This is a genomic window from Bacillus cereus, assembly GCF_015071065.1.
GTDB lineage: Bacteria > Bacillota > Bacilli > Bacillales > Bacillaceae_G > Bacillus_A > Bacillus_A cereus_BA.
Genome location: NZ_VOVA01000101.1, coordinates 1 through 369, shown reverse-complemented (window position 1 = coordinate 369; position 369 = coordinate 1). Strand labels below are relative to the sequence as shown.

Below are 369 nucleotides of genomic sequence, written 5' to 3'. Positions count from 1 at the left end.
ATGAAGAAGAAACGAGAACTGAGTGAATATAAGGCCATATATATGATTAAAGATTATTTTCTTCTTCTTTTCCAAGCTATACAGAAAGACACCCAAGAGCTATCAAAGATTTTAATTCGCCTGTTCAACCTCTTACAGCAAAACGGGAGAAAATCTCATCGATATGAGAAGAAAACAGTCTTTGATATATTAGGTGTCGTTTACAATTGTACCATGTCTGATAATCAAGCCGCTTAATTCAAAAAAGTGAAACCCGTTAGGGTTTATTTCGTATGCAAATCTTTCAATCATCTACACTTGCTCTTTAGAAAAAAGAAACAATCTCGCCTGAAATTGACTTTGCATAAGCTTAGCTTGATAGCGATGTGG

Annotated in this window: 1 pseudogene; it reads left to right on the top strand. The window is 34.7% G+C overall.

Features of this window, described 5'->3' with window-relative positions:
* Positions 1–237: pseudogene (locus tag FT637_RS29730) on the top strand (IS4 family transposase); the annotation flags it as partial.
* Positions 238–369: the final 132 nt, after the last annotated feature.